The following is a 26,699-nucleotide window of genomic DNA, read 5'->3' on the forward strand; positions in this document are numbered from 1 at the left end:
TGGTGGGTGGGGTCGTGGGAATGGATCGGTATGCGACAGAGCCGGGTTCAGCTCTTCACGGCCCCCGCCGTGAGGCCCTTGATCATCTGTCGTTGGAGGAAGAGGAAGAGGACGAGGATCGGCAGCATGGCCAGGACGGTGCCCGCCATGACCGGCCCCCAGTTCGTGACGCCGTCATTGTTCTGGAGGAACGTCAGGCCGACCGGCAACGGCGCCGTCGTCTCGTCGTCGGACATGAGGAACGGCCAGAGGTACTCGTTCCACTCGTTGACCACGGTGATGAGCGCGAAGGCCACGAGGGTCGGCCACGACATCGGCATGACGACGCGCCACAGCAGCTTCATCGGTCCGGCCCCGTCGAGGCGCGCGGCCTCGATGATCTCGCCGGGCAGGCTGAGGAACTGGTTGCGCATGAGGAAGGTGCCGAAGGCGACGCCCGCGAGCGGGATGATGATGCCCTGGAAGGTGTTGCGCCAGCCGAGCTGCGCGACGAGCGCGTAGTTGCTGATGACGGTGATCTGGTTGGGCACCATGAGTGCTGCGATGACGACGAGGAAGACGACCGAGCGTCCCGGGAAGCGCAGCAGCGACAGGGCGTACGCGCTGATGACGCCGAGCACGATCTTGGCGACCGAGGTCGCCGACGTGATGATGACCGAGTTGCGGACGTAGTCGAAGAACGGGATGCGGGTCGTCAGCTCACTGTAGTTCTGGCCCGTCGCCGGGTCCGGCCACCACTGGGCCGGCCGGACGTAGATGTCACCGCGCTCCTTGAACGAGGTGAGCAGGATCCAGAAGAGCGGGACGGCGATGACGAGGACGACGAGGACCATGCCGGCGTAACCCGCTGCGGTCCACATCGGTCCGCGGTGGTGCGCCGAGGCCTCGACCTGGTGCGACGTCCGTCGCCGCCGTCGCTGCCCGCCGGTCGTCGGGACCTGCTCGTCGTCGCGGGTCCCGACGATGGTGGACGTGCTCATGCCTGCTTCCCCCTGTCCATGAAGCGCACCTGGACCACCGTGACGGCGAGCAGGATGACGAACATGACGGTGGCGACGGTGGCGCCGTAGCCGGCGCGCTGGTTGACGAACGTCTCCTGGTAGACCTGGTAGACGAGGGTGGTCGTGCCGTTGCCCTGCGGCCCGCCCCGGGTCATGACGTTGATGATGTCGAAGACCTGGACCGAGCTGAGCAGCACCGTGATCGACAGGAAGAACGTCGTCGGGCGCAGCTGGGGCATGAGGACGCGTCGGAAACGGGTCCACGCAGTGGCGCCGTCGATCTCGGCCGCCTCGTCGAGGTCGGCGCGCCGCCCCTGCAGGGCGGCGAGGTAGATGACGAAGGTGTAGCCGAGGTTCTTCCAGATGTAGGTGACGGTCACCATGAAGAGCGCCCAGCCGGGCTGCTGGTAGAAGTCCGGCGAGGCGACACCGATCCGCGCGAGCAGGTCGCGGACGAGGCCGAACTGCGGGTCGAAGACGAACTGGAAGGCGATGCCGATCGCGGCGCCCGAGATGACGAACGGCGCGAAGACGACCGAGCGGACGATGTTGCGCCCCTTGAGCTTCTGGTCGAGCAGCAGGGCGAGGCCGAGCCCGACCGCCATGGAGATGCCGACGGTGGCGACGGTGAAGACGAGGGTGTTGCGCACGATGATCTTCGTGTCGTCACGCCCGAACCACTCGATGTAGTTCGACAGGCCCACGGGGTTGGCGATGGGCGAGGAGATGTTCCAGTCGGTGAACGACAGCCTGATGTTGTCGAGCAGCGGGCGGTACGTGAAGACGATGAGCAGCACGAGGTTGGGCAGCAGCAGGAGCGCCGCGAGCGACCATTCCCAAGCCCGCCCGCTCGACCGTCGCGGGGGTGGACCCACCTCGGGCGGGGGTCCCCCGGACCCGGGCGTGGCGCTCTGGGGTTGGGTCACCGATGACTGCACCCGGCAAACCTAGCCGCGCAGGTGCACCGATTGCGGCTTTGGTGCGTCAGGCATTCAACGCGTGTCTGAACTCCTGTCGCGACGGGTGCTCGCGTCGCACGACCGGGGCCACGTCTGCGAAGAACCGCTCGACGCTGCGCCGGGTCACGCTCTCCGGCAGGCCCGGCACGTCGAGCGAGACACCGGAGAGCTCGTGGCCGAAGGCCTCTCGGTAGCGCCCGATCTTGTCGACGACCTCGGCCGGCGAGCCGATCAACGCGGAGCTGTCGCGGGCGTACTCCTCCAGCGTCGAGAAGGGCAGGCGGTTGTGCACGGCACCCGGCGAGCGCCGGAACGCCTCGAACGCCGGCTCGTACAGGCGCAGCGCCTCCTGTGTTGTGTCGGCGACGAGGAGCCCGAGGAATCCGGCACCGACGACCGCGTCGGCCGGGTCGTGGCCGTGCAGCTCCCACCGCTCGCGGTAGTGCCGCACGAGGGCGGCGTAGGTCTCCAAGGGGTGGAAGCCGTTGGCGGAGAAGAGCGGGTCGCCCCAGCGCGCGGCGAGCTCGGTCGACGCGGTCGAGCTCGCCGAGCCGTGCCAGACGGGGATGGGCTGCTGGAGCGGCCGCGGCTGGGTCGTCGCGTCGACGAGCGGGGGACGGAAGCGTCCCGACCACGTGACCCGCTCCTCGCGCCACAGCCGTCGCAAGAGCTCGTACTTCTCGGCGTTGCGCTCCCACTGGCCGTCGAGGTCGTAGCCGAAGAGGGCGTTCTGGTCGGGGTCGTTGCCCTTGCCGATGACGACGTCGAGCCGTCCACCGCTCAGGTGGTCGAGCGTCGCGTAGTCCTCGGCGACGCGGACGGGGTCGAGGAGCGAGAGCACCGTCACGGTCGTCATGAGGCGGATGCGGGACGTGCGCGCCGCGACGTGCGCGAGGACGACGGGCGGCGAGGACGAGACGAAGCGCTGGGCGTGCCGCTCCCCCACCCCGAACGCGTCGAAGCCGAGCTCCTCGGCCCACACGGCCTGGCGCGCGACGTGCTCGAAGGCCTCCGTCTGGGAGCGGGCGACCCCGGTGACGGGGTCGGGGCTCGTGTCGAGCAACGTGTACGTGCAGAACCTCATGTCGGCCGCTTCTCACCCGCTGTGACGGGCACGGCGATCCGGTTGCCCGTGACCGGCCCCGGGCAGGTGCCGTACGCCGTGAAGGCGAAGGGGAGGTTGATGGCCCGGTTGAAGTCGACGACGACGTTGCCGTCGGGGTCCGGGGACGACGTCGTGACGGTGCGCCAGGGCGCCGAGAGCGAGCCGTTCGTCGTGTCGTGGAAGAGGAGTCCGAGGCCCTCTCCGGCATCGACCGCGCTGAGCCGGTGGCGCACGCCGTCGATGTCGACGTCGACGGTGCCGACGACCGTGGAGTGCTGGACGAGGTCGTCACGGGCGGTGCGCACCTCCACCCGCGCCGGGGGGTCGGCGGCCGTGAACCGTCCGGGGCGCACCCAGTCCGGATCGTGCTCCCACGTCGGCACACCGGCGAAGTCCCGGCGCGTCGTGGCCCGCGGGTCCCGGGTGCGCACCGCGAGCCGCCCGCCCCTCCGGAGCAGCTCGACGACGCGCTCGCCGTGCTGCACCCAGAGCCGCGACCCAGCTTCCTCGACGTCCGCCGTGGCCCGCCCGGCGACGGGCTCGCCGTCGACGCCCAGCCCCTCGCTCACGGTCGCCTCGACGTGGGCACCGGAGGCGTCCGTCCACCAGAGGCCGGGGAGACCGGGCAGGCTCGTCGGCCGGTCCGGCAGCCAGGCGAAGCCGGTCAGCGAGAGCCAGCCGTGCTCCTGGGCGAGATCGCCCTCGCGAGCGGCGCGCCACGCGAGCCACTCGTCCCGGGCGCTCACGCGACGGCCTCGTGGTCGGCAGGCGTCGTCGCGGCGGTCGCTGCCTCCCGACGCGCGACCTCCTCGCGCACGAGCGGGATGACGTGCCGCCCGACGTCCACGGCATCGTCGTAGAGGTGGTAGCCGCGGGCGGAGAAGATCCGCACGCCGAGGTCGTAGTAGTCGAGCAGCGCCGCCGCAACGGTCTCGGGCGTGCCGACGAGGGCCGTGGAGTTGCCGCCGCCACCGGTCGCGGCGGACGTCGCGGTCCAGAGGGCGCGGTCGTGGCGCTCCCCCGCCTCCGCGGCCGCGAGCAGCCGCYGCGAGCCGGCATTCTCGGGCTGGGAGCCGCTGCGGCGCAGTCGGCCCCGCGAGACGGAGGCGCCTTCGGCCTGGAGCGCGTGGATGTCGCCGAGCGTGCGCTCGGCCTTCTCCCAGGCCAGCTCGTCCGTGGCCCCGAGGATCGGTCGGAACGCGACCTGGATCGTCGGGAGCGCGCGCCCGGCGGCCGCGGCAGCGGCGCGGATCGTCTCGATCTGCTCCGCCGTCCCGACGAGCGGCTCGCCCCAGAGCGCGAAGACGTCCGCCTCCTGCGCCCCGACGGCGTATGCCGCCGGGCTCGACCCGCCGAACGAGATCCGTGGGCGCGGGGTCTGGAGCGGCTTGATGTCCGCGAGGAAGTTCTCGAACCGGTAGTGCTCGCCGTCGAAGTCGAACGGCTCGTCGCTCGTCCACGCCTGCTTGAGGATCCGGATGAACTCCCGGGTGCGGGCGTAGCGGGCGTCCTTGTCGAGGTGGTCACCCTCGGCGGACTGGTCCGCCGCGCTGCCACCGGTGATGACGTGCACCTCGAACCGGCCGTTGCTGATGTGGTCGAGCGTGGCGAAGGTCTTCGCCGTCAGGGTCGGGTAGGCCGTGTTGGGTCGGTGCGCGACGACGAGGTTGAGCCGCTCGGTGTGGGCCGCGACGTGCGCGGCGACCTGGGCGGGGTCGGGCGATCCGGAGTGGTAGGCGAAGAGGACGCGGTCCCACCCGTTGTCCTCGTGGGCTCGGGCGAGCTTGACGGCATACGGCAGGTCGAGGGCGCCGGCGCTCCGGGCTCTCGTCTCGGTGCCGTCGTGGTTGGCGGCGATGCCGAGGAACTCAACTGGCATGGCGGTGGTCCTTGTCTCTCGTGGTGGGAACGGGATGCGGGGCGAGTCGGAGGCGGGCGGTGGCTCGGTCGCTCACGGCGACGGTGAGCAGGTCCCGGGCGACGGCGTCGTTCTGGCGGAAGCCGGGCCCGTTGAAGCGGGGCCGGGAGAAGCCTCCGGCGCCGGCGGAGCCCGACACGGCGGGCCCGAGGAGGTAACGGCGTGGGTGCACGGTGCCGTCGGCGCGGACGGCGCGGGCCCGGGCGTCGGCGACGAGCTGCCCCGCGCCGAGGGCAGTTCCGTCGGCGGCCATGACGGGTCGCGAGCGCAGCTCGCCCGCGGCCAGCAGCCCGGCGACGAGGGGGTCGGTGACGAGGGCGCTGTCGGGGCGGGGCAGCCGGGCGTCCACGGCGGCCCGCGCCCGCACCACGCGGTCTCCGGACCTCCCGACGAACGCACCCTCCTCGATCGTGAGCTCGAGGTCGGGGCCGAGGAAGCGGACGACGCCCGCCCGGTGCAGCGCGAGCAGCTCGGCGAGGCGGCGAGGCGGCGGACCGCTCGCGAGGAACGAGAAGAGCCCGTGGAAGTGGCCCTCGACGTGACGCACCCGGTCCTCGTCGAGGAGGCGACCAGACACGACGAGCTCCGCCAGGGCCGCATACACCCCGAGCAGCGCGTCGAAGACGGCGCGGTCGCTCGATCGCGACGCGTCGGCGCGCCGGACGACGTCGAGGCGGATGTGCTCGGCGACGACGCGCTCGACGTCGGTGGGCCGCGTGGTGTGGTCGATGACAGCACGGAGGGGGCGGTCGATCCGCTCGATGTCGAAGACGTCCTCGGGGTCTGCGAGGTGCGTCAGGGCGACGGCAGTGAGCTCACCGCTGGTGACGTCGGCCGTGACCAGGGCGCGCTCGAGCGCCTCGAAGGTGCCGCGTGTGCGCTCGGGATGGGCCTCGAAGAGCCGGCGGTAGTGCGCCACCGCGAGCTCGAGCACGACGAGGGGCCAGACCTGGGTCCGGTAGTCGAGCGCCGCCGTGCCCGCACCGAGGGCCGTGAGGCGCTCACGGGTCAGGTGTCGCTTGGGCGCCGGTCCGGAGGCGGCCGCTCGCACCTCGTAACCGAGCTTGGCGTGGTACGGCACGCCACGACGGGACCCGACGTGCAGGACCGGCTCGCGTCCGCTCGGGTGGTAGGTCAGCTGCGTGCCCTCGCCGGTGAAGGTGCCGCCGCGGCCCTCGCCGAGGAGGACGACGAGATCGATGAAGGCCAGACCCATGCCGCGGACGACGACGGGCTCGCCCGCGCGCAGGCCCTCGAGCTCGAGGTCGGCCGTGTGACCCGGCGGGACGTAGGTGAGCCCCCGTGACGCGGCGTCGTCGAGCAGCCGCTGCTCGTTCGGCGCGTGCGCCTGGTCGAGATAGCCCTGGGCGAGCACGACGAGGTCGCCCTCGAGCACCGCACCACGAGCGAGGGTGACCTGCTGGTGTCCACCCTCGGCGCCGGTCCCGTGCAGCTCGACGGCCCGGTCCGCATGGGCGTGGACGGTGACGTGCTCCGGCAGGGTCGAGACGACCCGTCGCCAGGCCCACTCGAGGTAGTCGGCCTGGACGACGCGCGGCGCGAAGTGATGCGCCGACAGGGCCGCGGCGGCTGCGCTCGCGTCGGGGCCGGCCGCCCACTCGGCGAGGGACGGCCCGGGCACGACCGGGCCGTCGCACGTGACGGACGCGTCGGTGAAGACCGTGACGTCCTGCGCCTCGGAGTTCATCCAGAGCAGGGGCGACTGCGCCGACCGCCAGATGCGCCCGCCGCCCGGCGGGTGCGGGTCGACGACGTGCACCTCCACCCGCTCCCTCGGGCTGCCGACCACGCGGGCATTGGCGCCGATCCGCTCGACGAGGCCGAGCGCCCGCGGTCCGGCGCCCACGACGACGATCCGTCGGTCGGTCACGCCGCGCCCCAGTCCCGGTAGGAGCGCAGACCCGCGGCCGCCCCGGTCGCTCCGGTTGCTCCGTCGGGCGCGGTCGGCGCGGCGCCGTTGACGATCGCGGGGCCCGGTCCGCCTGCGGCTGAGGCAGATCGGACGGTGCCGGCCGGCAGTTCCTTGTCGAAGGCGTGCGGGCCGATCGACTCCGGGTCGGCGTGCAGGTCGAAGGCCGGCAGGTAGCCGGCTGCGAGGTAGAGGGCACGGGCCTCCGGCTGGCGCGGACCCGTGGTGAGGTGGATCCTCCGGTAGCCCAGGCCCGCGGCGGCCTTCTCGAGCTCGAGCAGGACGCGGCGGGCGAGCCCCTGCCGCCTGAACTGGGCGTTGGTCCAGACCCGCTTCACCTCGGCCGTGGTGTCGTCGTAGCGGCGGATCGCACCGCCGGCGATCGTCTGCCCGCCCCGAAGGATGACGACGAACGCCCCGTGGGGTCCCTCGAAGTCGCTGACCGGGACCTCCGTCAGCTGCGTGTGCGGCGTCGACAGGCCGTAGCGCGTGCCGTACTCGACGACGAGGTCCTCGAGCAGCGGGGCCGCGACGTCGTCGTGCGGGGACACCCGCAGCACGACGTCGTCGTCGAGGGCGGGCACCTCGTCGCGGCGGTGCCGTGCGACGTGTGACAGGAACGACTCCGTCACCTGGTGCAGGGCTCGGGAGGCGGCCTCCGAGAGCAGCACGCCCCCGTCGGCCGGAAAGACCTGCACGTCGGAGGCGAGCACGAACCAGCCCTGGGTGACGTGCTCGGCGCCGAGCGAGACGAGGACCGGCCGAAGCGCGTAGTCGACCGCGAGCACGTGGGCCGCGCTGCCGCCGGTGGCCACGGGGAGCACCGACTTGCCGCGCAACGCGTACTGCGGGAGCACGTCGAGCAACGTCTTGAGCAACCCGGTGTAGGCCGCCTTGTAGACGGGGGTCGTGACGACGACCGCATCGGCCGCCTCGATCTGCGCCACGACGGCGGCGATCTGCGGATCGGCCACGTCGGCGCGCAGCAGCGCCTCGGCGGGCAGGTCACGGATGACGACACGCTGGACGTCGTGGCCGCGGACCGTGAGACGGCGTTCGATGTGGCCGAGGACGGCATCCGTGCGGGACGCCGCGGACGGGCTCGAGGCGAGGGTGACGATGGTGGCCATGTCAGTCCCTCACTGGTCCGAGGTCTCGGTCGGCTTGGGCAGCCCCGCCGGGTTGACCTCGGAGGCCGGCACCGCCTCGGCGGTGAGGCCCCAGCGGGCGAGGACCTTGCCGTAGCTGCCGTCCGCGATGGCAGCGTTGATGGCGTCCGAGATGGGCTTGACCAGGCCGTTGTCCTTCTTCGTCACGACCCCGACCTTCCCGGGGATCGGGAAGCTCGACGACACGGAGCCGACGATCTGCGTCTTGCCGGCCGTGACGACGTGGTAGGTCGCGGTGGGGTTCGGGCCGAGGTAGAGGTCGATGCGTCCGGAGTCGAGGGCGAGATAGTACTCCGTCGTGCCCTGGTAGTAGACGAGCTCGGCGGGGGGCCGTCCGGCCTTCTCGTTCTCCTCGTTCCAGCGCAGCAGGATCGCCTCCTGCAGGGTGCCCGACCCGACGGCCACCTTCCTGCCCGAGACGTCGGCCGGCCCCCGCACCCGCAGCGTCGAGCCCTTCTTGGCCTCGAACGCGTGCAGCCCGAGACGGTACGTCGCGAAGTCGTACTTCTCCTTGCGCTCCTCCGAGACGCCGACGTTGGAGATCGCGACCTGGTACTTGCCCGAGTCGATGCCGATGAACAGGTTCTCCCAGCTCGTCGTCTGCACGTCGGGCTTGAGGCCGAGGACGTCCGCGACGAGGTGGGCCACGTCGACCTCCACCCCGATCGGGGTCTTGTTGTCGTCGGCCGTGAACGCCAGAGGAGGTATGCCGCCGCCCGCGCCGCCGCTGCCGATGACCAGGGTGCCCCTGGCCCTGACGTCGGCCGGCAGGGTCGCCGCGATCTCCTTGTGCAGGGTGCCCACCGGGCGCTTAGCGTCGGCCGACGTGTCGAAGGAGACCGGGAGGACCTTCGAGTCGCCGAGAGCCTTGGGATCCACCTGCGTCGTCCCGGTGCTGACCGGGTCGGCGCAGGCTCCGAGCACACCGACCGTCGACAGGACGGCGGCCGCGACGACGAGCGCACGGCGACGAGCAGGCGCGTGGGTCTTGCTGTGGTGCATGGTGATTCGTCTCCTGGATGGTTGCGGGCTCAGTCGGTCTTGGGCAGGCCGGGCGGGTTGATCTCGGACTTCTCGAGGCCCTCGGTGCTGAGGTTCCAGCGCTTGAGGACCCTCGCGTAGCTGCCGTCGGCGATCGCCGAGTTGATGGCGGCGGCGTAGGGCGCGGCGAGACCCGAGCCCTTCTTCGTGAGCACGGCGATGAGTCCCTGGAGGGAGTCACCGGCACCCGAGAAATGGCCGATGGCCTCGGTCTGGCCGGCCGTGGCGACGTGGTAGGCGACGCTCGGGTTCGGGCCGAAGTACGCGTCGATCCGGTGCGACGACAGGGCCAGGTAGTAGTCCGTCTGCGACTGGAAGTACTTCACCTCGGCAGGCGCGAGGCCCGCCTTGACGTTGGCCTCGTTCCAGTCGAGCAGGATCTTCTCCTGGTTGGTGCCGGACCCGACGGCGATGGTCTTGCCGGCGATGTCCCTGCCGCTCGTCACCTTCCACGTTCCGCCCTTCGGCGCCTCGAAGGCGAGGTCGTCCTTGCGGTACGTCGCGAAGTCGTACTTCTCCTTGCGCTCCTCCGTGACCGTGACGTTGGTCAGGGCGACGTCGTACCGCCCCGAGTCGATCCCGAGGAAGACGTTCTCCCAGCTCGTCGCCGGCGTCTCGACCTCGAGGCCGAGCTTGTCGGCGAAGAGGTGCGCGAGGTCGACCTCGACGCCGATGACGGTCTTGTCGTCGTCGGCGGTGAAGACGAGCGGCGGCGTGCCGCCACCCGCTCCGGCGTTGGCGGCCGTGATCGTGCCCCGCTCTCGGATGCCCGCGGGCAGCAGGGCCGCGGCCTTCTCGTCCGTGGTGGCGGTGATGCGCTTCTGGTCCGGCGAGGTGTTGACGGCCGGGCCCGCCGGCGCGGTCGAGCCGGCCGCCGCGCCCGACCTGGCCTCGGCGGCTCCGGAGCAGGCGGTGAGCGCGACGGCGGCGGCGGCGGCGAGGACCGTGACGGCATACGTCGTCGGGCGGTGGACGGGGTGGGGACGTGCGGGCATGAGGACTCCTCTCGGCACCCGAGGGGTGCGAGTCATGGGTGGCCGGGACGGCCTGAGGGGCGTGGGGTGGTGGGGTGGTGGGGTCAGAGGACGCGGTCGAGGAAGGCTCGCGTGCGTTCGTGGGCAGGGTGGTCGATGACCTGCTCGGGCGGTCCCTGCTCGACGACCCTGCCGCCGTCGAGGAAGACGACGGTGTCGGCGACCTCGCGGGCGAAGCCGACCTCGTGCGTGACGACGACGAGGGTGGTCCCGTCGCGGGCGAGCTCCTTGATGACGGCGAGGACCTCGCCGACGAGCTCGGGGTCGAGAGCCGACGTCGGCTCGTCGAAGAGGATGACGTCGGGCTGCAGCGCGAGGGCTCGGGCGATGGCGACCCGCTGCTGCTGACCACCGGAGAGCTGGCGCGGGTAGGCAGCCGCCTTGTCCGCCAGCCCGACTCGCTCCAGCAGCGTCCTGGCCTCGACCTCGACCTCGGAGCGCTTGCGGCGCTGCGCCGACACCGGCGCCTCGACGACGTTCTCGAGGACGGTGAGGTGCGGGAAGAGGTTGAACTGCTGGAAGACGAAGCCGATGCGGCTGCGCTGGCGCAGGATGTCGCGCTCGGGCAGCTCGTGGAGACGGTTACCCACCTGCCGGTAGCCGATGAGCGTCCCGTTGACCCGCACCTGACCCCGGTCGATCTTCTCCAGGTGGTTGATGGTGCGCAGCAGCGTGGACTTGCCCGACCCCGACGGTCCCAGGACGACCGTGACGGTGCCCTCCGCCAGCTCGAGGTCGACGTCGTCGAGCACCCGGTGGGCCCCGAACGACTTCGTCACACCGCGGAGGTCGACGGCGGCGGTCATCGGGCGACCTCCTCGGGACGACGCGCTGCCTGGGTCGCGATGCCGGCCCACCGGGCCCGGAGCCGCTGGAGCGGTGTGGGGGGCAGCGACCGGGCACTGCCACGGGCGAAGTGCCGCTCGACGTAGTACTGCCCGATCGACAGGAGCGTCGTGAGGATGATGTACCAGACCGTCGCCACGAGGAGCAGCGGCACGACGCGGGAGTTGCGGCCGTAGATCACCTGCACCTGGTAGAAGAGCTCCGGGATCGCGAGCACGGAGACGATCGAGGTGCCCTTGAAGAGGCTGATCACCTCGTTGGCGGCGTTGGGCAGGATCGAGCGCATCGCCTGCGGCAGGACGATCCTCGCGAACTGGCGGCGCCGCGGGATGCCGAGCGCCGAGGCCGCCTCGCGTTGCCCCTCGTCGACGGAGAGGATGCCGCCGCGGATGATCTCGGCCGCGTAGGCCGCCTGGTGCAGGGCGAGCCCGAGCACCGCGGCGCCCAGGGCCCCGAAGAGGTCGTTGGTCTCGACGCTGCCGAAGGACGGCCCGAACGGCAGCCCGACGCTGATCGTCTGGTAGAGGTAGGCGATGTTGAACCAGAAGAGCAGCTGGACGATGAGCGGGATCGACCGGAACGCCCAGATGTAGGCCCACGCGACGGTCCGCAGGAACGCGTTGGACGACAGTCGCATGGCCGCGAGGACGAGCCCCAGGGCGAAGCCGGCCACGGTCCCGAGGACGGTGAGCTGGATCGTCGTGCCGAGAGCCCGAATGACGGTTTCGGTGGCGAAGTAGCGACCGAAGGTCGCCCAGTCCCAGCCGGGGTTGGTGACGAGGCCGTTGACGAACATCGCCACGAGCAGTCCGACGCCGGCGACGCCGACCCATGTCCACGGGTTGCGCCGCGGGACGACGGTGAGGACCGGCCCGCCTCCGGACGGCGGGACCGAGTGGGTTGCCGGCGCCGGGGCGGCCGAGAGGGCGGACGTCGACGCTCCCGCCGTGGGCTCGGCCGGCGAAGGCGGCGAGGACGACGATGACGACGTGGTGGTCGGCGGCGCTGAGCGCCGGACCGTGGAGAGGGATGGCACGTGAGGCTCCTGGAGGGATGGCTCGGGCACCCGTCACCGGACGGGTGGCAGGGCGCGGCGGCGGCCGCGGGGGTGCGTGCTGGCGTCCGAGCCCCACGGGGTCACCGCTGGGCCGGGCGCCGACCGGCCGGCCGAGGTCTCGGCGGCCAGGACGTCGTCAGGGACGACAGAGCGCGCTGGACACGCGGAGCAGGTCGACGTGGCGGCGGAGCACGAGGTGGGTGCTCGTCGTGCGCGCCATGTCGGCTCCTCGGTCCTGGACCCGACCACTTCGAGTCCGCGCTTGCCGTCGCCTGCTGGCGACGGCCTGGTCCTCACCCGGAGCACCCCGCCGCGGTGGAGGGTTGCTGTCCAGCGAGCCGGGGCTTGACGCTGGAACTCTTGACCTGTCGACGACACTACGAAGGCGCTGGGCAGCCCGTCAATCGTCGAAATGCGTGCTTTCTCCTCAGTGCGACAGGCTCTTCCACCACGCGCAGCAACGCCGGTTTGTCTGTGCCGCAAGGCAATCCGCGGGCAACGACGCTCCTACGCAACTCGGAATTCCTAGTGATTCAGTCGGAAATGAGTCCTGAGCCTTCTTGCATCCTGAGACGCAGGACGCGAAAGAGCCCCGGACCACAGGGGTCCGGGGCTCTTTCAGAGCGTGTCGCTCCGAGCAGTGACTGGCGTCAGTTGCCCGTCAGCTTCTCGCGAAGCGCAGCGAGCGCCTCGTCCGAAGCCAGCGTGCCCTCGACCGGGGCCGGGGCGTTGCGCGGGGCGCGCTCGCCGCGGTCGGCGTCGCCGGCCTCGGCGACGTCACCGGTCGCGGACGAGTACGACGTCGCGGAGCCGGCGTTGGCCGCAGCCTCGGCGTCGGCCTTCGTCGCGGCGTCGACCTGGGCCTTGTGGGACTCCCAGCGAGCGTGGGCGTCGGCGTACTGACGCTCCCACTTCTCGCGCTGGGCGTCGAAGCCCTCGAGCCACTCGTTCGTCTCCGGGTCGAAGCCCTCGGGGTACTTGTAGTTGCCCTGCTCGTCGTACTCGGCGGCCATGCCGTAGAGGGTCGGGTCGAACTCCGACGCCGCGACGGCCTGGTCGTTGGCCTGCTTGAGCGACAGCGAGATGCGGCGACGCTCGAGGTCGATGTCGATGACCTTGACGAAGATCTCGTCGCCGACGTTGACGACCTGCTCCGGCAGCTCCACGTGGCGCTCGGCCAGCTCGGAGATGTGGACGAGGCCCTCGATGCCGTCCTCGACGCGCACGAACGCACCGAAGGGGACGAGCTTGGTGACCTTGCCGGGGACGACCTGGCCGATGGCGTGCGTGCGAGCGAAGTGCTGCCACGGGTCCTCCTGCGTCGCCTTCAGCGACAGGGAGACACGCTCACGGTCCATGTCGACGTCGAGCACCTCGACGGTGACCTCGGTGCCGACCTCGACGACCTCGGACGGGTGGTCGATGTGCTTCCACGACAGCTCCGAGACGTGGACGAGACCGTCGACGCCGCCGAGGTCCACGAACGCACCGAAGTTGACGATGGAGGACACGACGCCCGAACGGACCTGGCCCTTCTGGAGCTCCTTGAGGAACGTCGTGCGCACCTCGGACTGCGTCTGCTCGAGCCAGGCACGGCGCGACAGGACCACGTTGTTGCGGTTCTTGTCGAGCTCGATGATCTTGGCCTCGATCTCCTTGCCGACGTACGGCTGGAGGTCGCGGACACGACGCATCTCGACGAGCGAGGCGGGCAGGAAGCCGCGGAGGCCGATGTCGAGGATGAGACCACCCTTGACGACCTCGATGACGGTGCCGGTGACGACGCCGTCCTCCTCCTTGACCTTCTCGATCGTGCCCCAGGCGCGCTCGTACTGCGCACGCTTCTTGGACAGGATCAGACGGCCTTCCTTGTCCTCCTTCTGGAGGACGAGGGCCTCGACCTCGTCACCGACCTTGACGATCTCGCCCGGGTCGACGTCGTGCTTGATGGACAGCTCGCGCGAGGGGATGACGCCCTCGGTCTTGTAGCCGATGTCGAGCAGGACCTCGTCCCGGTCGACCTTGACGATGCGACCCTCGACGATGTCGCCGTCGTTGAAGTCCTTGATGGTGGCGTCGATCGCCGCAAGGATGTCTTCCTGAGAGCCGATGTCGTTGATGGCGATCTCAGGCGCGGTCTTCTCGACCGTGTTGGCAGTCATGTAGTAGGAACTCCGATTGTGGACAGTTAGATTGGGGACCTCGGGGCGGTGGGCCTGACGGCCTGCGCCTCGATGCCTTGTGGACAGGTGCAACATTGATCGTGCGCACACGGATGTGCTCGGCAATCCTATCCGCGCTGTCACCAGCCGGTCAAAAGAGAGCACGTATGCCGTGAGCACACCCACCGAGGCCACCCGTCGTCCCGCTCCCCCGGACGAGACGGCCGCCGCGAACCGCACGTGGTGGGACGGCGAGGCGGCGTCGTACTACGTCGAGCACGGGTCGTTCCTCGGCGACACGGACTTCGTCTGGGGGCCGGAGCGGTTGCGCGAGGAGGAGGCGCGGCTGCTCGGCGACCCGGCCGGCCAGGTCGTGCTCGAGATCGGCGCCGGCTCGGGGCAGTGCTCCCGCTGGCTCGCGGCCCACGGCGCGACCGTCGTGGCCACCGACCTGTCGGCCGGCATGGTCGCGACCGGCGTGGCCGTCAACGCGGCGCTCGGCGACAGCCCCGACGCGGTCACCCGCGTGCCGTTCGCCCAGTGCGACGGACGCGCCCTCCCCTTCGCCGACGCGTCCTTCGACACCGTCTTCACGGCATACGGCGTCGTGCCCTTCGTCGCGGACTCCGACGTCGTCATGGCGGAGGCCGCCCGCGTGCTGCACCCCGGTGGGCGCTTCGTCTTCTCGACGACCCACCCGGTGCGGTGGGCCTTCCCCGACGACCCGGGGCCGGCCGGGCTGACGGCGCGCCACTCCTACTTCGACCGCACGCCCTACGTCGAGCAGGACGACGAGGGCCACGCGACCTACGTCGAGCACCACCGCACGGTGGGCGACCGGGTGCGGGAGGTCACGGCCGCCGGGCTCGTCCTCGTCGACCTCGTCGAGCCCGAGTGGCCGGAGGGCCACGAGGAGCCGTGGGGCGGATGGTCTCCCCTGCGCGGACGCGTCATCCCCGGCACGGCGATCTTCATCTGCCGCAAGCCTGCCTGACGGCTTCGGCCCGCGACGACGGCGCCGCGACGCACGACGACGGCCACGGACCCGAGGGATCCGTGGCCGCCGCTGTCACACTGTGCCGTCAGAGGAAGCGGCGGCGCAGCAGAACCGGGCCACCGGCGAGACCGAACACAGCGGCCGCGCCAGCGGCCCGACCCAGGTTCGCCGAGCCCTGCCCGTCGACACCGGCGAGCTCATACGAGTACGCCGTGGCGCCCATGGCGCCTGTGGGCGCGCCGTAGGCCATCCCCTCGGCCTTGGCGCGCTGGGCACCGACCTCGATGAGGGCGTACTTCTCGCCGTAGTCGGCGGCCGTGGCCTTGCCGGCAGCGACGAGCTTCTTCGTGCCCTCGTCGGAGAGACGCTGCGCGCCGTCCTTGAGCTGGGGCGCACCGGCCGCCGCGTCGGTCAGACCGGCCGCGAGCTGGCTAGTTCCGTCCGCCGCGTCGGCGAGACCGTCGGAGAGCTGGCCGGCACCGTCGCTGAGCTTGCCCGCACCGTCGTCGAGCTGCCCCGCGCCGTCCGCGAGCTTGCCGACGCCGGCATCGAGCTGGCCCGCACCCGTGGCGACCTGGCTCGATCCGTCGGCGAGCTTCGAGGCGCCCGCGCCGAGGTCCTTCGCACCCTGGGCCACCTGGGACGTGCCCCCGTGCACCTGGTCGGCCCCGACCGTGAGCTGGTCGATGGCATCGAGCAGGTCGAGGCCACCGAGACCGAGGAGGTCCACGCCGTACTGGAGGTCGTTGACACCCCCACGCAGCGTCTTGTTCTTGGCCGTGTCGGTCGGGCTGCCGATGCCGCCCTGGATCTTGGTGACCACCCCGTCGACGAGCGTCGACACGCCGGCGTCGACGAGGTCGACGCCCTCGAGCAGGCCGGGCACCTTGGGGTCACAGATCCCCTTGAGCGTCGTGCTGCTCAGGCCGCACTCGACCTTCGCGAGACCGAGGGCCGCGTCGCTCAGCTTGCCCTTGAGCAGACCCAGACCACCCGACACCTGGCCGAGGCCCGTCGACACCTGACCGAGGCCACCGGAGACCTGACCCAGACCGTCCGATACCGAGCCGAGCCCGCCGGACGCGGCCGTCGTCTTCGTCCGAAGGTCTCCGATTCCTGCCTGCACCTGGCCGAGGATCTCCTTGCACACCGCGCCACAGTCGGTGGTCTTGGCAATCGCCACTCCACCGTCCAGCTGGTCGATGCCGCCGCCCGGCTTCAGGGCGTCCTGGAGGCCGGCTCGGACCTGGTCGACCCCGCCCTTGGACTGGTCGACCCCACCCTTGGACTGGTCGACCCCACCCTTGGACTGGTCGACCCCGCCCTTGAGCTGGTCGAGGCTCCCGCCGTCCTTGGTGGCCTCGGCCAAGCCACCGCGGATCTGGTCGACACCGTCGATGAGGGTTCCGGTCCGGCCCTTGTCACCCAGCCCGGCGCGCAGCTTCGCGATGCCCGCGTGCAGCGGCTTCGCCTGGTCCGGCAGCCCGCCGACGCCGTCGTAGAGCTGGGTGAGGCCGGCATCGACCTGGTCGAGACCGTCGGCCACCTGCGCGAGGCCATCCAGCAGGGCCGGCGCGTTCTCGCCGACGAGGTGCAGACCACCGGCAACCTGACCGGCTCCGTCGTCCACCTGGGAGGCGCCACCGCTCAGCTTCTGCGCGCCCGCGTCAAGCTGCTGGTTGCCGTCCGCGACCTGGGTCGCCCCGTCGGCCAGCTTGGCCGAGCCTGCCTTCGCGTCGCCCGCTCCCGAGCGCAGCTTGGACGTGCCGTCCTTGAGCTGGCCCGCGCCTGTGGCGAGCTCGCGCGAGCCGGGCAGCGCCTGTGCGCCCATCCCCGCGTCGAGCTTCTTGGCACCATCGCGCAGCTGGATCAGCCCCGCGAGGAGCGTGCCCGCGCCGTCGCGCAGCTTGAGGAGGTTCGCGTCGATCTCGGTGGCACCGGCGGTCAGGGTGGCACCCGTGGCCGCACCGCCCTTGTAGCTCTCGGCGCCTCCCTTGAAGGACGGGCTGTCGAGAGGGCTGACCGGTAGGGCCGAGACGGAGGCCTTGGGCAGCGTCCCGTCGACGATGTCGGCGGCGTAGCCGAACGTCGCGGTCGGGGTCCCGATGGGTCCGAACAAGGTCATCGTGAACGTGAGCTTCGTGCCGCCACGGCCGTCACCGGCGAGGTTGGCCTCCTTCGAGCTGACGTTCGTGAAGGTGCCCGGCAGCGTCGTGGTGAGCGAGCCCACCATGGGGATGACGACGTCCTCCGTGGCCGACGCCTGCTTGCCCGTCCCGTCGTCGAAGGTGACGACCTGGGAGGAGCCCGTGACGTTCTTGACCGTGTAGCGCACCTCGAGACGGCCGCTGCGGCCGAGGAGGTCACCGGGCTGGACCGGCTGCCCGTCCAGGGTGTACATCGCCTGGACCTCTAGGGGCAGCTTCCTCGTGAAGTCGCTGACGGTCCGCAGCTGCTGCTCGCCGTCGACGTCGTAGCTGCCGACCATGACGCCGTCCTTGACGTCGAACCCGCTGAAGCCGTCGAGGTTGCGCAGGCCCTGGGTCTCGATGGGGTTCTGCAGGTCGACGGTGCCGCGGCCCTTCATGGCCACCTGCTCGTAGACGCGGGCGACGTCCACCTTGCCCGTCGCGTCGAGGTAGGCCTGCACCGTCTCGGTGTTGGAGACCTGGACCGAGCCGTCCCCGGCGGCAGCCGCCGGCGACGCTGCCAGCAGCAGCAGGGTGGGCATGGTCGCCAGGCCGGCGACGATGGTGGCGAGGGTCCGCTTGCTCACTGTGCTGCTCCCGTCACGAGGTCATCGAGGTCTGTGGTGCTGGAGGAGTCGTCGCGCTGGTCGCGCTGGGCCCGCTCCGTACGCCTCGCATCGACGGCCGGACGCGGCCGCGCAGACGCGTGCGGTTCCGACTGTGCTGCAAGCAGGTTCGTGGCGAGATAGCCCAGGCCCACGGCGAGGAGCACCGTCGTGGCAGCCGCGGGCGACTCGGTGAGGAACTGCGAGGGTGCGTTGGTGTAGACCGACTCGTAGGCGCCGACGATCGAGGCGGCCCCGAGCAGCCCGCTCCACAGCGGGAGACGGCCACCGCTCACAGCGGCGACGACGGCGATGAGCGCCACGACGACGAAGGCCGCGACGGCCCGCCCCGCGGACGAGTCCGGGAGGACGGCGGCACGCAGCGCGAAGCCGAGCCAGGCCAGGAGGAAGCCGGCGAGGAAACCCGCCACCTTGCCCCAGGCTGGACGGTGCGGGACGAGCCCGAGAACACCGCCGAGAGCTGCGCCGAGAAGGGCGACGTGCTCGAGGTCGAGACCGAGCAGGTTGCTCAGTCCGATGATGACCGCCGCAAAAACGGCGAGACACAGACCTGTGACCAGGCTTCTGACCATGTCCACCTCACAGTAAAAGCACCCGTCTCCGATGACGGGTGCAAGTTACCGAGCAGTATGCAGGTGCGGCGGAGTCCGTGGCGTGTCAAGTGGTGGACACCACGTCGCCGTTGCCAGAACGTGACCTAACGGACACCGCCCAGTGGGTACACGTCCCCGAGTCCCGGCGGACGACGCCTGCCCGGCCCGCGGGCGGTCAGTGGGCCGCGTCGTGCCAGGAGTGACCGACGCCGACGTTGACGTCGAGCGGCACGTCGAGCTCGGCGGCGTGACCCATCTCGTGACGCACGAGCTTCTCGACGTCGTCACGCTCGCCCGCGGCGACCTCGAGGACGAGCTCGTCGTGCACCTGGAGCAGCACCCGCGACGTCGCGCCCGCGTCGGTGAGCGCACGGTCGACCCCGATCATGGCGACCTTCATGATGTCGGCGGCCGAGCCCTGGATCGGGGCGTTGAGGGCCATCCGCTCGGCCATCTCGCGGCGCTGGCGGTTGTCGGACGTCAGGTCGGGCAGGTAGCGCCGGCGGCCGAACATCGTCGCGGTGTAGCCGGTCCCCCGCGCCTCGGCGACGACCTCCTTGAGGTAGTCGCTGACGCCGCCGAACCGCTCGAAGTAGCCGTCCATGAGGCCGCGGGCCTCCTCGGTGCTGATGGTCAGCTGCTTGGACAGCCCGAAGGCCGACAGGCCGTAGGCGAGGCCGTAGGACATGGCCTTGACCTTGGAGCGCATGGCCGACGTGACGTCGTCGGGCTCGACCCCGAACACCTTGGAGCCGACGAAGTTGTGGAGGTCCTCGCCGGTGCGGAAGGCCTCGATGAGGCCCTCGTCGCCGGAGAGGTGAGCCATGACGCGCATCTCGATCTGGGAGTAGTCGGCCGACATGAGCGCCTCGTAGCCCTCACCGACGACGAAGAGCTCGCGGATGCGCCGCCCCTCCTCGGTGCGGATCGGGACGTTCTGGAGGTTGGGCTCGGTCGAGCTGAGCCGCCCCGTGGCGGCGATGGTCTGCAGGTACGTCGTGTGGATGCGCCCGTCGTCGGCCACCGACTTCTGGAGGCCCTCGACCGTGACCCGCAGGCGAGCGGAGTCGCGGTGGCGCAGCAGCGCCTCGAGGAACGGGTGCTCGGTCTTGGCGTAGAGGTCGGACAGCGCATCGGCGTCGGTCGTCCACCCGGTCTTCGTCTTCTTCGTCTTGGGCAGGTTGAGCTGGCCGAAGAGGACCTCCTGCAGCTGCTTCGGCGACCCGAGGTTGACGTCACGGCGCTCGATGGCGTCCCACGCGTCCTCCTGCGCCTGGGTGACCTTGGCGGCGAAGTCGCCCTCGAGGGACTCGAGCCCGGCCACGTCGACGGCGATGCCGGTGCGCTCCATGCCGGCGAGCACCCCGACGAGCGGGATCTCCACCTCGGCGAGCAGCTGCTCGCCCCCGGTGGCGGCGACCTGCTCGTCGAGGACCTCGGCGAGGTCGCGCACGGCGGTCGCGCGCACCATCTCCTTCTGGGCGGCCACCTCGTCGGCGTCACCGCCGAAGTCGAGCATGCCCTGGCCGTCGGTCGGCGCGGCACCGCTCAGCTCACGGTGCAGGTTGCGCAGCACGAGGTCGTCGAGGTGGTAGGTGCGCTGGTCGGGCTTGACGAGGTATGCCGCGAGCTGGGTGTCGCTCGTCAGCCCGCCGAGCGTCCAACCGCGGGCGCCGAGCGCCTCGATCGGCCCCTTGGCGTCGTGCATGGCCTTGGGTCGGGCCGCGTCCTCGAGCCAGCCGCCGAKGGCGGCCTCTCCCTCGGGGGTCAGGGTCTGCAGGTCGATCCATGCGGCGCTGCCGTCGGGCGCGGCCACCGCGACGCCGCTCGCGTCTCCGGTCCCCCGGGCCCACGTGCCGGCCACGGAGAGCCCTGCGCGCTGGTCGGTCGCGAGGTGCGCGGCCACCCAGGCCGGCACGGCCTCGGGCGCGACGACCTCACCGTCGACGTCGAAACCCTCCTCGGCCTCGGGGGCCGCGGCCTCGACGGTGGCGAAGAGGCGGTCGCGCAGCACGCGGAACTCGAGGCCGTCGAAGACCGTGTGCACGTCCTCGCGGCTCCACTGGGAGCGCTGGAGGTCCTCGACGCCGACCCCGACGGGGCTGTCCTTGACGAGCTGGTTGAGCCGGCGGTTGCGCAGGACCTGGTCGAGGTGGTCGCGCAGCGACTGCCCCGCCTTGCCCGGGATCTTGTCGATGCTCGCGACGATGCCGTCGAGGTCGCCGTACTGGGTGATCCACTTCGCCGCGGTCTTGGGGCCGACACCGGGCACGCCCGGGAGGTTGTCGGAGGTCTCGCCGACCATGGCGGCGAGGTCGCTGTAGCGGGTCGGGGGGACGCCGTACTTCTCCTCGACCTGGGCCGGGCCCATCCGCGACACCTCGGACACGCCGCGGATCGGGTAGAGGATCGTCACCTTGTCGGAGACGAGCTGGAAGGTGTCGCGGTCGCCCGAGCAGATGAGGACGTCGATGTCCTGGGCCTCGGCCTGCGTCGCGAACGTCGCGATGATGTCGTCGGCCTCGTAGCCGTCGAGCTCGACGTAGCGGATGCGGAGCGCGTCGAGGATCTCCTTCACGAGCGGGATCTGGCCCTGGAACTCGTCGGGCGTGCGCGCACGGCCCGCCTTGTACTCGGCGTACTCGTCGGTGCGGAACGACTGGCGGGCCTTGTCGAAAGCCACGACGACGTGCGTCGGCTCCTCGTCGCGCAGCATGTTGATGAGCATCGAGGTGAAGCCGTAGACGGCGTTCGTGTGCTGCCCCGTGCTCGTCGAGAAGTTCTCCGCGGGGAGCGCGAAGAACGCGCGGTAGGCCAGCGAGTGTCCGTCGAGGAGGAGAAGTCGGCTCACACGGCAACCCTAGTGGCGGCCACCGACGGGGTGAGCCGGGGCACCGGGTGCGCGGGAGGGCGGCATACGATCCCGGCATGACTGACTCTTCGACGCAGGCGCCCGGCCAGACCCTCGACGACATGCGGTCGATGGCCGAGGGGACCCTCATCGAGCGGATGAACATCGAGATGACCGAGGTCTCCCCCGAGCGCCTCGTCGCGACGATGCCCGTCGCCGGCAACACCCAGCCGTACGGGCTGCTCCACGGCGGCGCCAGCGTCGTGCTGGCCGAGACACTCGGTTCCATCGGCGCACAGATCCACGCCGGCCCGGGCCGCGTGGCCGTCGGGCTCGACATCAACGCGACGCACCACCGGGCCGCGCGCTCGGGCATCGTGACGGGGACGGCGACGCTGCTGAGCGCCGGCCGCACCCTCGTCAGCTACGACGTCGTCGTCACCGACGAGGAGGGCAAGCGCATCTGCACGTCGCGCATCACCTGCCTGCTGCGCGACGCGGCGCCGGGGGCCTGAGGCCCGGCGCGTCCGCCCCGGGAAAGGGCTCAGCCGGCGATCTTCGGGTCGTGCCGCGGCGCCCGCGCGCGCAGGTCACGACGGCGCTGGAGCAGGTCGAGCGAGACCCGCTGGGGCCGCGGCTCCCCGGCCAGCTTGCGCTGCATCGTCGCGGAGGTCGCGACGCGTCGCACGGTCTCGGGCGCGAACCCGAGCCGGGCGAAGAAGCGGTTGGCCTCGCGGTCCCCCGCCGGCACCGAGCTGGCCAGGTGCTCGCAGCCCTGGCGGTCGGCGTAGCGGCCCGCGGCCGTGAGCAGCGACCGTCCGACGCCCTGACGGCGGAAGTCGGGGTGGACGAAGAGCATGTCGATCGAGACGCACGGAGAGTCGACGAGGAGGCTCCGCGTCGAGTCGGCGAGGACGACGTAGCCGGCGGGGCGTCCGTCGACGAACGCCACGAAGGCGCAGATGTCATTGCGCTGCAAGGCATTTCGCAGGGTTCCGTCGAGCGCCAGCCGCTGGGCCGCTTCCGGGGTGGTGCCACCCTCGATCCGGTGCGTGATCCACAGCTCGATGAACTGCGAGTGCAGGCCTTCGTCGACCCGCTGCACCGAGACCAGTGCTCGACCCATCATCCCTCCCGTTCCTGCCCCGAGGTCACCCGGCAGACACTACGACCAACGAGGTCGCGGCGGAAGAGCAACGCGAAGGTGCACAGCAAGCGGACGGGGTGCCACGACCGTGGTCGTGACGCCCCGCCTTCGGATTCCGTAGCCGGCGCTCCCTCCGCGGAACGCCGTGCCGACCGTCGCCGGGAGGCTCCCCCTAGACGTCGCCGCCGAGGTAGGCGGCCTTGACGGCCGGGTCGTCCGCGAGGTCCTTGCCCGTGCCCTCGCGGACGATCTCGCCCGTCTCGAGGATGTAGGCACGGTGCGACCGCTTGAGCGCCTGCGCGGCGTTCTGCTCGACGAGCAGCACCGTGGTGCCCTGGCTGTTGATCTCCGTCACGATGTCGAAGATCTGCTTGATCAGCTTGGGCGCGAGGCCCATCGACGGCTCGTCGAGGAGCAGCAGCTTCGGCTTGGCCATGAGCGCCCGGCCCATGGCCAGCATCTGCTGCTCGCCACCCGACATCGAGCCGGCAGCCTGGTTGCTGCGCTCCTTGAGCCGCGGGAAGAGCTCGAAGACGCGCTCGAGGTCGTCCTTGACGGCCTTGCTCTTGCGGTCCGGACGGGCGTACGTGCCCATCTCGAGGTTCTCCATGACGGTCATGCCGACGAAGCACCCACGGCCCTCGGGCGACTGCGAGATGCCGAGGACCGGCCGCTCGTGCGACGGCATGTGCGTGATGTCCTTGCCGTCGAAGACGACCGAGCCGGCGCGCACCGGGCGCAGCCCGGAAACCGTCTTCATCGTCGTCGTCTTGCCGGCGCCGTTGGCCCCGATGAGGGTGACGATCTCACCCTCCTCGACCGTGAAGCTGATGTCGCGGATGGCCTCGATGCGCCCGTAGTTGACGCACAGGCCCTTCACCTCAAGAAGCATCTTCCTCATCAACTCCCAGGTAGGCGGCGATGACCGCGGGGTTGTCGCGGATCTCCGCGGGCGAGCCCTCGGCGATCTTGCGGCCGAACTCGAGCACGACGATCCGGTCGGTCACGCCCATGACGAGCTTCATGTCGTGCTCGATGAGCAGGACCGTGTAGCCCTGGTCGCGGATCGTGCGGATCAGCTCCATGAGCTTGGCCTTCTCGGCCGGGTTGAAGCCCGCCGCCGGCTCGTCGAGGCACAGCAGCTGCGGGCTCGTGGCCAGGGCACGCGCGATCTCGAGGCGACGCTGGTCACCGTACGGGAGGTTGCGGGCCAGCTCGTCGGCCTTGCCGTCGAGCCCCATGAAGGTCAGCAGCTCGATGGCGCGGGCATAGCCCTGCGCCTCCTCCCTGCGGTGCTTCGGCAGCCGGAACATCGCCGAGACGACACCGGTCGAGTGGTGCGCGTCGACCCCGACGAGGACGTTCTCGAGCGCCGTCATGTTGGCGAACAGACGGATGTTCTGGAACGTGCGCGCGATGCCCAGCTTCGTGATCTGGAACTTCTTGCGCTTGCCCAGCGGCTTGCCGAGGTAGCGGACGCCACCCGAGGTGGGCTGGTAGACGCCGGTCATGACGTTGAAGCACGTCGTCTTGCCGGCACCGTTGGGGCCGATGAGACCGAGGATCTCGCCCTTGTTGATGTGGAAGCTCACCTCGTTGAGGGCCACGACGCCGCCGAAGCGGAGGGTGACCTCGTCGACCTCGAGCAGTCGCTCGCCCTCGGACACGACGGGAACACCGATGTCCTCGGGCGCGATGTCGACGTCGGGGTTGATCTCGGTGACCTCGTCTGCCGGGTCGGCGAGCGTGCGCTCGCCCGTCGGTTCGACTCGACCAGAGCTCGTGCCGGCACTCGTGCCGGCGGGGCCGGCCGGGCCGGCGGGGCTGGGCGTGCCCGCGGGTGCGGTCGGGTCGTCGCCGGTGGTGGGCTGAGTGGGATCAGACACTGGCTTCTCCTTCCTCGAGGACGGCCTGTCTGTCGTCCGCCCGCTTGGCACGGACCGTGCGCCGCGGGGGCAGCAGACCCTGCGGACGGAAGATCGCGAGCAGCATGAGCGCGAGACCGAAGACGAGCACGCGGAAGTCCGCGAACTCACGGAAGCGCTCCGGGAAGTAGCTGACCACGATCGCACCGACGATGACACCCCAGCGGTTGCCGGCGCCACCGACGACGACCGCCGCCAGGAACAGGATCGAGAGCAACAGCTGGAAACTGTCGGGCGAGATGAAGCCCGCCTTGGTCGCGAAGAGCGCACCCGAGAGGCCACCGATGGCCGCGCCGAGCGCGAAGGCGAGCAGCTTGAACCGGAAGGTCGGCACGCCCATCAGCTCGGCGGCGTCCTCGTCCTCACGCGTCGCCTCCCAGGCTCGACCCACCCGGCTGCTCTTGACGAGGATGTCGAAGAGCAGGACGAGCGAGATGACACCGAGGGCGAGCCAGTAGTAGGGCACGAAGTCGTTGATGCCGAACTTGAGGAAGGTCGAGGTCGTGTCGAGGTCGACGACCGGGGCTCCGCTGCTCCAGTCGATGCTCGGGACCTCGAACAGCTCGAAGCCGGGCGGCTTGGGGATGTCGGAGATGCCCTGCGCACCACCGAGCCACTCCGAGTTGACGAGTGTCAGACGCACGATCTCGCCGAAGCCGAGCGTCACGATGGCGAGGTAGTCGCCGCGCACGCGCAGGGTCGGGGCACCGAGGATGATGCCGGAGATCATGGCGACGACGATCGCGATCGGGACGACGACGACCCACGACATGTGGGCGTGCTCCGAGGTCAGGACGCCGATCGTGTAGGCGCCGATCGCATAGAACCCGACGTAGCCGAGGTCGAGCAGTCCGGCGTAGCCGACGACGATGTTGAGGCCGAGGGCGACGAGGACGTACGTCGCGACGGTGAAGAGGACACCACCGAAGTCGGAGCCCTCCGTCGTGATGAACGGGATGTTGAGCAGCGGGAGGAGGAACAGGAAGATCGCGAAGACCACCCAGAGGGCGATCTTGACGGCCTTCGGCAGGTTGTCGACCCGCTGCCTGAACCCCGGGGAGGACTTCTTGGGGGCCGCCGGGGCGGACGTCGTGGTGCTCATGCGCGCGCCTTTCCGAGGGACTCACCGAGCAGGCCGGTGGGTCGGAAGAGCAGGATGAGGATGAGGAGCACGAACGCCACCACGTCCTTCCACTGCGAGCCGACGACGGCGGAGCCGTAGTTCTCCGCCAGCCCGAGGATGAAACCACCGAGCAGCGCGCCGCGCAGGTTGCCGATGCCACCGAGGACGGCGGCGGTGAACGCCTTGACGCCGAGGATGAAGCCGGCGTCGTAGCGGGTGATGCCGATCTTCAGCATGTAGAAGACGGCAGCCGCACCGGCCATGAGGCCACCGACGAGGAACGTCACCTGGATGACGCGGTCGCGGTTGACACCCATGAGGGCGGCGGACTCGGGGTCCATCGCCACGGCGCGGATGCCACGACCGAGGCGCGAGCGCTTCACGAACTGGTCGAGGATGATCATGATGACGATGGCTCCGACGATGACGAAGACGTCGACGTTCGTGACGTGGTAGCCCCCGACCGTGAAGATCGGCTGGGGCGCGATGATCGTCGGCATACCGGCGTTGTTGCGCGAGTTGCGGACGTAGTCACGCAGGTTGTCGTCGAGACCCACCCAGCCGGTGATCCGGCTGCGCAGACCCATGATCTCGGCGAGGACGAACGAGGCGCCGATGGCCGAGATGAGCGCGATGAGCGGTGGTGCGTTGCGTTTGCGGAGCGGTCGGTAGGCCACTCGCTCGAGCAGCACGGCGATGAACCCTGACATCGCCATGGCCGCGACGAACATCATCGCCACCCAGAAGACGACCTGTCCGACGCCCGCCCCGGGACGGCCGCCGAGGAGCATGACCACCCACAGCGCTGCGAAGGTGCCGTACATGAACACCTCGGAGTGGGCGAAGTTGATGAGGCGCAGGACGCCGTAGACGAGCGTGTAGCCGAGCGCGACGAGCGCGTACACGGCGCCGATCGTCAGGCCCGTGATGGTGTACGCGAAGAAGTTGTCGATCAGGTTCTGCATCCAAGACCTCCTGGGCCGGGTGCGGTGGACGGGACCAGAGCTCGCGCGTCAACCGAACGGA

General features: G+C 70.6%; 23 protein-coding genes and 1 riboswitch. Of the genes, 2 read left to right on the plus strand and 21 right to left on the minus strand.

Translation table 11 applies throughout. The features are described from left to right. Positions 1–47: 47 nt before the first annotated feature. From AB4Y83_RS06575 to rpsA, 13 genes are all read right to left on the minus strand, one after another. Entirely contained in the window at positions 48–980 is a 933-nt protein-coding gene (locus AB4Y83_RS06575; protein WP_442273620.1) for a carbohydrate ABC transporter permease, read from the minus strand. After that, positions 977–1,939 carry a carbohydrate ABC transporter permease gene (locus AB4Y83_RS06580; protein ID WP_442296356.1) on the minus strand — a complete coding sequence of 321 codons (963 nt, stop codon included), beginning with the start codon at positions 1,937–1,939 and terminating at the stop codon, positions 977–979. The genes AB4Y83_RS06575 and AB4Y83_RS06580 overlap by 4 nt, the downstream gene beginning before the upstream one ends. Before the next feature lie 46 nt (positions 1,940–1,985). After that, the gene (locus AB4Y83_RS06585; RefSeq protein WP_442296357.1) at positions 1,986–3,044 is read right to left on the minus strand and encodes an LLM class flavin-dependent oxidoreductase; all 1,059 of its coding nucleotides are present in this window, start codon (positions 3,042–3,044) and stop codon (positions 1,986–1,988) included. Beyond that, a complete protein-coding gene (locus AB4Y83_RS06590; protein ID WP_442296358.1) occupies positions 3,041–3,811 on the minus strand; it encodes a DUF1684 domain-containing protein in 771 nt (256 codons plus the stop codon). The genes AB4Y83_RS06585 and AB4Y83_RS06590 overlap by 4 nt, the downstream gene beginning before the upstream one ends. Beyond that, positions 3,808–4,944, minus strand: coding sequence for an LLM class flavin-dependent oxidoreductase (locus tag AB4Y83_RS06595; RefSeq protein WP_442296359.1), 1,137 nt, complete (start codon positions 4,942–4,944; stop codon positions 3,808–3,810). Before AB4Y83_RS06595 ends, AB4Y83_RS06590 begins: the two co-directional genes overlap by 4 nt. Next, positions 4,934–6,874: an FAD/NAD(P)-binding protein gene (locus AB4Y83_RS06600; RefSeq protein ID WP_442296360.1), complete on the minus strand. Its 1,941-nt coding sequence runs from the start codon at positions 6,872–6,874 to the stop codon at positions 4,934–4,936. The genes AB4Y83_RS06595 and AB4Y83_RS06600 overlap by 11 nt, the downstream gene beginning before the upstream one ends. Then, positions 6,871–8,043 (minus strand): NADPH-dependent FMN reductase, encoded by a 1,173-nt coding sequence (ssuE, locus tag AB4Y83_RS06605; RefSeq protein WP_442296361.1) that lies wholly within the window; start codon positions 8,041–8,043, stop codon positions 6,871–6,873. The genes AB4Y83_RS06600 and ssuE overlap by 4 nt, the downstream gene beginning before the upstream one ends. A gap of 9 nt (positions 8,044–8,052) precedes the next feature. Beyond that, positions 8,053–9,084: an ABC transporter substrate-binding protein gene (locus tag AB4Y83_RS06610; protein WP_442296362.1), complete on the minus strand. Its 1,032-nt coding sequence runs from the start codon at positions 9,082–9,084 to the stop codon at positions 8,053–8,055. A 29-nt stretch (positions 9,085–9,113) separates the two neighbouring features. Continuing rightward, positions 9,114–10,118 (minus strand): ABC transporter substrate-binding protein, encoded by a 1,005-nt coding sequence (locus AB4Y83_RS06615; protein WP_442296363.1) that lies wholly within the window; start codon positions 10,116–10,118, stop codon positions 9,114–9,116. An 83-nt stretch (positions 10,119–10,201) separates the two neighbouring features. Then, the gene (locus AB4Y83_RS06620; protein ID WP_442296364.1) at positions 10,202–10,963 is read right to left on the minus strand and encodes an amino acid ABC transporter ATP-binding protein; all 762 of its coding nucleotides are present in this window, start codon (positions 10,961–10,963) and stop codon (positions 10,202–10,204) included. Beyond that, positions 10,960–12,039 carry an amino acid ABC transporter permease gene (locus AB4Y83_RS06625; RefSeq protein ID WP_442273630.1) on the minus strand — a complete coding sequence of 360 codons (1,080 nt, stop codon included), beginning with the start codon at positions 12,037–12,039 and terminating at the stop codon, positions 10,960–10,962. Before AB4Y83_RS06625 ends, AB4Y83_RS06620 begins: the two co-directional genes overlap by 4 nt. Before the next feature lie 157 nt (positions 12,040–12,196). After that, on the minus strand, positions 12,197–12,280 hold the full coding sequence (locus AB4Y83_RS06630) for a putative leader peptide (RefSeq protein ID WP_369791901.1): 84 nt from the start codon (positions 12,278–12,280) through the stop codon (positions 12,197–12,199). Positions 12,281–12,313: 33 nt separating this feature from the next. Then, positions 12,314–12,426: riboswitch (SAM riboswitch) on the minus strand. Between the two features lie 284 nt (positions 12,427–12,710). After that, the gene (rpsA, locus tag AB4Y83_RS06635; protein ID WP_442273631.1) at positions 12,711–14,222 is read right to left on the minus strand and encodes a 30S ribosomal protein S1; all 1,512 of its coding nucleotides are present in this window, start codon (positions 14,220–14,222) and stop codon (positions 12,711–12,713) included. A 172-nt stretch (positions 14,223–14,394) separates the two neighbouring features. Here rpsA and AB4Y83_RS06640 point away from each other — a divergent pair, with 172 nt between their 5' ends. Then, a complete protein-coding gene (locus AB4Y83_RS06640) occupies positions 14,395–15,216 on the plus strand; it encodes a class I SAM-dependent methyltransferase (protein WP_442273632.1) in 822 nt (273 codons plus the stop codon). A gap of 88 nt (positions 15,217–15,304) precedes the next feature. Here the strand turns inward: AB4Y83_RS06640 and AB4Y83_RS06645 are convergent, their stop codons facing one another. The 3 genes from AB4Y83_RS06645 to polA form a co-directional block, all read right to left on the minus strand. Next, on the minus strand, positions 15,305–17,995 hold the full coding sequence (locus AB4Y83_RS06645) for a hypothetical protein (protein ID WP_442296365.1): 2,691 nt from the start codon (positions 17,993–17,995) through the stop codon (positions 15,305–15,307). Next, complete coding sequence (locus AB4Y83_RS06650; RefSeq protein WP_442296366.1) at positions 17,992–18,606, minus strand: hypothetical protein; 615 nt, start codon at positions 18,604–18,606, stop codon at positions 17,992–17,994. The genes AB4Y83_RS06645 and AB4Y83_RS06650 overlap by 4 nt, the downstream gene beginning before the upstream one ends. A gap of 196 nt (positions 18,607–18,802) precedes the next feature. Then, entirely contained in the window at positions 18,803–21,478 is a 2,676-nt protein-coding gene (gene polA, locus AB4Y83_RS06655) for a DNA polymerase I (protein ID WP_442296367.1), read from the minus strand. Between the two features lie 77 nt (positions 21,479–21,555). On the opposite strand from polA, the gene AB4Y83_RS06660 reads away from it, so the two are divergent. Then, a complete protein-coding gene (locus AB4Y83_RS06660; protein ID WP_442273636.1) occupies positions 21,556–21,993 on the plus strand; it encodes a PaaI family thioesterase in 438 nt (145 codons plus the stop codon). A 29-nt stretch (positions 21,994–22,022) separates the two neighbouring features. On the opposite strand, the gene AB4Y83_RS06665 is transcribed toward AB4Y83_RS06660, so the two are convergent. The 5 genes from AB4Y83_RS06665 to AB4Y83_RS06685 all read right to left on the minus strand — a co-directional run bounded on the left by AB4Y83_RS06665 (position 22,023) and on the right by AB4Y83_RS06685 (position 26,638). After that, entirely contained in the window at positions 22,023–22,604 is a 582-nt protein-coding gene (locus AB4Y83_RS06665; protein WP_442296368.1) for a GNAT family N-acetyltransferase, read from the minus strand. A 193-nt stretch (positions 22,605–22,797) separates the two neighbouring features. After that, positions 22,798–23,517: an ABC transporter ATP-binding protein gene (locus tag AB4Y83_RS06670; protein ID WP_256795171.1), complete on the minus strand. Its 720-nt coding sequence runs from the start codon at positions 23,515–23,517 to the stop codon at positions 22,798–22,800. Continuing rightward, complete coding sequence (locus AB4Y83_RS06675; protein WP_442296369.1) at positions 23,507–24,511, minus strand: ABC transporter ATP-binding protein; 1,005 nt, start codon at positions 24,509–24,511, stop codon at positions 23,507–23,509. The genes AB4Y83_RS06670 and AB4Y83_RS06675 overlap by 11 nt, the downstream gene beginning before the upstream one ends. Continuing rightward, positions 24,504–25,652, minus strand: coding sequence for a branched-chain amino acid ABC transporter permease (locus tag AB4Y83_RS06680; protein WP_442273639.1), 1,149 nt, complete (start codon positions 25,650–25,652; stop codon positions 24,504–24,506). Before AB4Y83_RS06680 ends, AB4Y83_RS06675 begins: the two co-directional genes overlap by 8 nt. Continuing rightward, positions 25,649–26,638, minus strand: coding sequence for a branched-chain amino acid ABC transporter permease (locus tag AB4Y83_RS06685; RefSeq protein ID WP_442273640.1), 990 nt, complete (start codon positions 26,636–26,638; stop codon positions 25,649–25,651). The genes AB4Y83_RS06680 and AB4Y83_RS06685 overlap by 4 nt, the downstream gene beginning before the upstream one ends. Positions 26,639–26,699: the final 61 nt, after the last annotated feature.

The organism is Terrabacter sp. RAF57 (genome assembly GCF_052113925.1).
Lineage (GTDB): Bacteria > Actinomycetota > Actinomycetes > Actinomycetales > Dermatophilaceae > Terrabacter.